This is a genomic window from Paenibacillus sp. J22P169, assembly GCF_059691995.1.
This window is the reverse complement of the sequence record NZ_JCAUAO010000025.1, coordinates 1-5,072: the sequence shown is the minus strand read 5'-3', so window position 1 is coordinate 5,072 and position 5,072 is coordinate 1. Positions and strand designations below refer to the sequence as shown.

Sequence of the window (5,072 nt, the reverse complement as noted above, 5' to 3'; positions counted from 1 at the left end):
CTCACCATTTGCCTTATTTACAGCATGCGCGTATGGCGGAATTGGCAGACGCACTAGACTTAGGATCTAGCGGGCGACCGTGGGGGTTCAAGTCCCTCTACGCGCATCAAATCCCCCAGGTTGCTCCATGCAGCTTGGGGATCCCTATGCGGAAGTGGCTCAGCGGTAGAGCATCGCCTTGCCAAGGCGAGGGTCGCGGGTTCGATCCCCGTCTTCCGCTTTTTTACTGGTTGCTAGGTAGCGTAAGCGCCTCTCATCCATTACTTCGGGACGTAGCTCAGCTTGGTAGAGCACCTGCTTTGGGAGCAGGGGGTCGCATGTTCAAATCGTGTCGTCCCGATATCAACCACAGTTCCTCATCAAACGATGAGGGATTGTGGTTTTTTGTTTTGACCTAAGGTTCATATCTGTTACCCAAGGTAACTTAGTTACCTCGATGTAACTCATTTTCTAACCTAGCATGTTCGAGTATACTGGAAATGAAGTGAAAGTAAGAATTCGAAGGAGGCTAAAGTAAGTGGGTACGAATACGAAAATAGGCGGCGGCGGTTTTCATCACGTTGCACTAAGAGCGAATGATTTTGACGAGACAGTCAAGTTTTATACAGAAGGATTAGGTTTTGTTCAAAAGAATTACTGGGGAGAAGGAGATAAGCGAGCTGCTTTGCTGGATTCAGGTGATGGGAATTATATGGAAGTTTTTGCTGGGGGTTCAGGCGATCCGAAACCAGAAGGATATTTCTTCCATGTAGCACTTCGTAGTGATAATGTAGATGCAGCTGTTGAAGTAGCCGTCGCTGCTGGCGCTGTCGTAACCGTAGCACCGAAAGACGCGGTCTTAGGCGTAAACCCGCCAACCCCGGTACGCATTGCTTTTGTCAAAGGATTAAATGGTGAAATCATTGAATTTTTCCAAAGCACTGGGGAGAACCAACTATAACTTATCAGGGATGAGAGGGGAATGTGACATGGCTTTTACCTTTACTTTATCGCTCGGAGATGAGGCGCCTAATTTTTCATTACCAGCTACGGATGGACAAACATACGCGTTGAAGGATTTCAGCGATGCCAAAACGCTCGTTATATTTTTCACTTGCAACCATTGCCCTTATGTGATCGGTTCTAATGAAGTAACACGCGAAACTGCCAATCGGTATAAAGATAAGGGTGTACAGTTCGTTGGTATCAACGCCAACAGCGTGAACACCAAGCCAGAAGATTCCTTTGATCATATGGTATCGCACATGGAGGAGCATGAATATCCATGGGTGTATCTGAGAGATGAAACTCAAGAAACGGCATTAGCTTATGGCGCCTTGCGGACACCTCATTTTTATGTTTTTGATGAAGATCGCAAGTTAGTCTACACGGGACGCGGTGTTGATAATCCAAAGGATGCTGCCAAAATCACAATAAACAATTTAGATAACGCATTAGCGGAACTTACCACAGGTCAAGCGATTACGTTACCGTTGACGAACCCACTTGGCTGTAATGTGAAATGGGACGGTAAGGACGCACATTGGATGCCTGCCGATGCCTGTGATTTGGTATAACGCTCTTCCTCTAAATTACATATCCTAATTATGAGAAACAATGGCCTCCCACACCTAGGAGCTCATTGTTTTTCTCTTTTTCACATATTCATAACTAGAAATAAAGTTAATATATGGTAAAATAATAGAGTTCACCAAATCTACTAATGGTATTTCACTCATCTATTAATCATAGAATCCCATGCCAAAGGAGACCAATCATGTCCTTTACACAGCACTTAGTCCAGAAATATCAACACGAATGGCGTCAAACTCAGCAGCATCCATTTGTTCAAGAATTAGGTCGGGGAACCCTAGACCGCAATAAATTTAGGTTCTACATGATTCAAGACTATTTATATTTAATAGATTATGCCAAATTGTTCGCATTAGGAGCTATCAAGGCGCCAGATCTCCGAACGATGAGTGAATTCTCGGCGTCACTAAGCAACATTTTACATGAGGAAATGGGCATTCATCGTTCTTACGCGGCTCGCTTCGGAATCACGACAGAGGAATTGGAGCAGGCAGAACCATCACCAATTACGCTCGCTTACTCGCATTACATGTTGCACGTGGCACAGAATGGCGGGTTAGCAGAGTTGACAGCTGCCTTGCTTCCTTGTATGTGGAGCTACTGGGAGATCGGCCGTATGTTAAATGAGATTCCAGGAGCAGCAGATCATCCCGACTACGGTGAGTGGGTGAGAGGCTACAGCTCAGACGAGTTCGGCCAACACGCGCAATGGTGTATTTCTTTAATGGATCGACTAGCAGTGGGGAAATCAGAAAACGAATTAGCGCGATTAGAAACTATTTTTTTGAATACGACTCGCTACGAGACGTTGTTCTGGGAAATGTCATACCAGCAACAGATGTGGCTGTGATTTTCGACATAAGCGCCACTAAAACGCATTCATAAGAGCCCATTGAGCGAATATACATATACGGAAATCATCAAAAGTTGGTTATCAACTGGGAGGTGTTTCGTATGATTTATTGGATTTTGGCTGTGATTGTTGTGGTCGTCGGTGTGTTGGTTGTCATGAGTCTAAGGAGAAGTAAATCCACAGCGCCTGCTGAAGTGAAAACGCACAAGCCCTGCTCCTACTGCAATGAGGAAATCGCTATTGATGCGGCAGTTTGCAAGTACTGTAGGGGGGTTGTAGTGAGCTAGGCGATGTCACGGTATTGGTTAAAAGGGGTTGAGAAAAGCAACGAATCGTTCGCGATATGCGAGCTGATCGTTGCTTTTTTGTCTTTCGCTAGTCTTTTTTTATTTGGTTTGTTCCTGTCTAAATGGTACTTCCATAAACTAAACACCTCAAAAAGTTGGCACTCTGCTTGAAAAAAGTGTAACATCTAACTCATAAAGCATACAGAAGGAGCTTGAATCAGTTGAATATTGAATTACACAATGAATTACCTACCGATTTTGAAGAGTTGAAGAAAGCAGCAAACCGCACATCTAATTGGAGGGAGCGTCTTGCTGCAGTTGAGGCATTAGGCGAGCATGGCGACCAACAATCCGTTCATATTCTTAAACGTCTTATGGCGAATGATACCGTGTATGCCATTCAGGAGATGGCTTACCGTAAGCTCAAACTTTTAGGTGAGGATGTACAATTGCCCCCTCGTAAGAAAGGTGATCTGATCAAAGGGGTAGGTAAAATTTTGCTTCGCATCAAGAAGAGCTTGCCAGAAGGTCATACGTATGAGGCTTTCAAAGAAAAGCTGCAGAAAATGAGAAGTGATGTGTATGACACTTACGAAGGTGACAAAGGCTCTGATTTCGATCAATGGCTAGAAACGACATGGTCGGGTTTATTAACTAATAAATAAAAGCAACACGTATGGAGTGAATTTATGGCTAAGGGTAAAGGTGGAACAGGTAGAGGTACTGACAGCAAAGGCTGGAACCGGTGGAAAGCAAGTGAGAACCGGGCGAAGAGTGCCCCGAAACCCTACAAGAGTAAAGGTCTGAAAGCCGCTGCAATGGCGGCCAAGGCATCCGGTACGGCTGGTACCGGGAGTAGTTCGAGTACCAAAAGCACCAAAGCTTAGCAAATCGTTGAGCTACGAACCACCTTCGGCAGTTTGCCGGGGGTGGTTTTGTTTGTTGAAGATGTTGTTTTTGCATCCATCACATGAGCTGTGTAAGATAAGATAGATGTAGGATATTTTGGATGAGGTGAGAGTCATGGTATTTGGGGCGCGCGTGTGGAAAACAGGCATCGCTGTTGCATTAGCTTTATACATAAGTGCCTGGCTCGATTTCACGCCACCGGTCATTGCGGCTGTTGCGGCGATCTTTGCAATGCAGCCCTCGATTTATCGCTCCTGGCGTTATTTCTTAGATCAGCTGCAGACGAACATTATTGGTGCGGCTTTTGCCTTATTAGCTGGTATATTTTTTTCGCAGAATGTGATTGCCATTGGTATTGTATGTATTATTGTTATCATTCTAAGTTTACGTTTGCGGATGGAAGAAACGATAGGCCTTACCTTAGTAACCGTTGTGGCCGTGATGGAGGCGTCGGGGGAGTGGCGTTTTGCCGTTAATCGTCTACTACTAAGCTTGATTGGGATTGGCTGTGCCTTTCTCGTGAATGTTCTGTTCTTCCCACCTAAGCCTAAGGAACAATTCGCAGCGCAGATCGGATCTATTTTCAGCAAAATGTCACTGCTCCTTCGCACGGTGATTTCGAATGAGATCAAGGAAACGGTGTTTCGTGAAGAGAAGGAAAGTCTTCGCAATAGCTTAAAGTCATTGTCCGAGAAATATAGACTGATGGAAGAAGAAATTAAGAAGATGAAGGGCAGCGGCTCCAAACGGATCCGCGAACTCGTCGTGTACAAGCAGAAGCTGCTTGTGATGTCCAAAGGTCTTGAAGTATTGGAAGCAGTAGATGAACATTATTTTCAAGCTTCCCCAAGTGCAGAAACAGATGTATGTTTTGATGATCATATGGAGAAATTGATTAAGTACCACGAACATGTTCTATTGAAGTACGATGATAAGCTGAAGGAAACGAGCTCGGATAGTTTGGAAATCGAAGCGGAGAACGAACAATTTATGGTCGATCTCCTTGCACGATATAGGGAGCAACCGGGCGGTATGCTTCGACTCTCGATTGTAGCAGCAGCCATGTATGACTATGGTCATCAGATCGCGCGTCTGGATAAGCTTGTGGAGCATGATCATCGAGGGGAGACAGAAGAAAGGGAACCTCTTGAAATTTTGCTCAAAAGTATTCGACTAAAATAGTTCAGATTTCCGTTTGCTTTACGAAATGGTTTGTGTTATATTGTATTTCTTGCTCCGAACAGGACAAGCATGAACAAGCACAAACCATGGAGTCTGAACGTGTTGATCATCTTCACGAATGGATGAAATAAAATAAAGCTTGCAAATGAAAAATCATTATGGTATATTACTTCTCGCTGCTTCGGTAACACGGCAGTGAGCGAAAGAAATTGATCTTTGAAAACTGAACAACGAGTGAGTAAGCACAGTCGAGTAATCGACTATAAAAG

Annotated in this window: 7 protein-coding genes and 3 tRNA genes; all 10 read left to right on the top strand. The window is 44.5% G+C overall.

Features of this window, described 5'->3' with window-relative positions; translation table 11 throughout:
* Positions 1-26: 26 nt before the first annotated feature.
* Positions 27-106, top strand: a tRNA-Leu gene (locus AC58QG_RS36400).
* 42 nt (positions 107-148) lie between these two features.
* Positions 149-220, top strand: a tRNA-Gly gene (locus tag AC58QG_RS36395).
* 46 nt (positions 221-266) lie between these two features.
* Positions 267-340, top strand: a tRNA-Pro gene (locus tag AC58QG_RS36390).
* A gap of 177 nt (positions 341-517) precedes the next feature.
* Positions 518-940 (top strand): VOC family protein, encoded by a 423-nt coding sequence (locus AC58QG_RS36385; protein ID WP_497366813.1) that lies wholly within the window; start codon positions 518-520, stop codon positions 938-940.
* Between the two features lie 28 nt (positions 941-968).
* A complete protein-coding gene (locus tag AC58QG_RS36380) occupies positions 969-1,556 on the top strand; it encodes a thioredoxin family protein (protein ID WP_497366812.1) in 588 nt (195 codons plus the stop codon).
* Positions 1,557-1,756: 200 nt separating this feature from the next.
* Positions 1,757-2,422: a thiaminase II gene (gene tenA / locus AC58QG_RS36375; RefSeq protein ID WP_497366811.1), complete on the top strand. Its 666-nt coding sequence runs from the start codon at positions 1,757-1,759 to the stop codon at positions 2,420-2,422.
* A gap of 104 nt (positions 2,423-2,526) precedes the next feature.
* A complete protein-coding gene (locus tag AC58QG_RS36370) occupies positions 2,527-2,712 on the top strand; it encodes a hypothetical protein (RefSeq protein WP_497366810.1) in 186 nt (61 codons plus the stop codon).
* 221 nt (positions 2,713-2,933) lie between these two features.
* A complete protein-coding gene (locus tag AC58QG_RS36365) occupies positions 2,934-3,377 on the top strand; it encodes a HEAT repeat domain-containing protein (protein WP_497366809.1) in 444 nt (147 codons plus the stop codon).
* A gap of 24 nt (positions 3,378-3,401) precedes the next feature.
* Entirely contained in the window at positions 3,402-3,599 is a 198-nt protein-coding gene (locus AC58QG_RS36360; RefSeq protein WP_497366808.1) for a DUF3934 family protein, read from the top strand.
* Between the two features lie 136 nt (positions 3,600-3,735).
* Positions 3,736-4,803, top strand: a complete 1,068-nt coding sequence (locus AC58QG_RS36355) for an FUSC family protein (RefSeq protein WP_497366807.1) — start codon at positions 3,736-3,738, stop codon at positions 4,801-4,803.
* Positions 4,804-5,072: the final 269 nt, after the last annotated feature.

Coding starts and splice junctions, on each gene's coding strand:
- tenA (WP_497366811.1), top strand. CDS start 1,757: ATGTCCTTTACACAGCACTTAGTCCAGAAATATCAACACGAATGGCGT.
- AC58QG_RS36370 (WP_497366810.1), top strand. CDS start 2,527: ATGATTTATTGGATTTTGGCTGTGATTGTTGTGGTCGTCGGTGTGTTG.
- AC58QG_RS36380 (WP_497366812.1), top strand. CDS start 969: ATGGCTTTTACCTTTACTTTATCGCTCGGAGATGAGGCGCCTAATTTT.
- AC58QG_RS36355 (WP_497366807.1), top strand. CDS start 3,736: ATGGTATTTGGGGCGCGCGTGTGGAAAACAGGCATCGCTGTTGCATTA.
- AC58QG_RS36360 (WP_497366808.1), top strand. CDS start 3,402: ATGGCTAAGGGTAAAGGTGGAACAGGTAGAGGTACTGACAGCAAAGGC.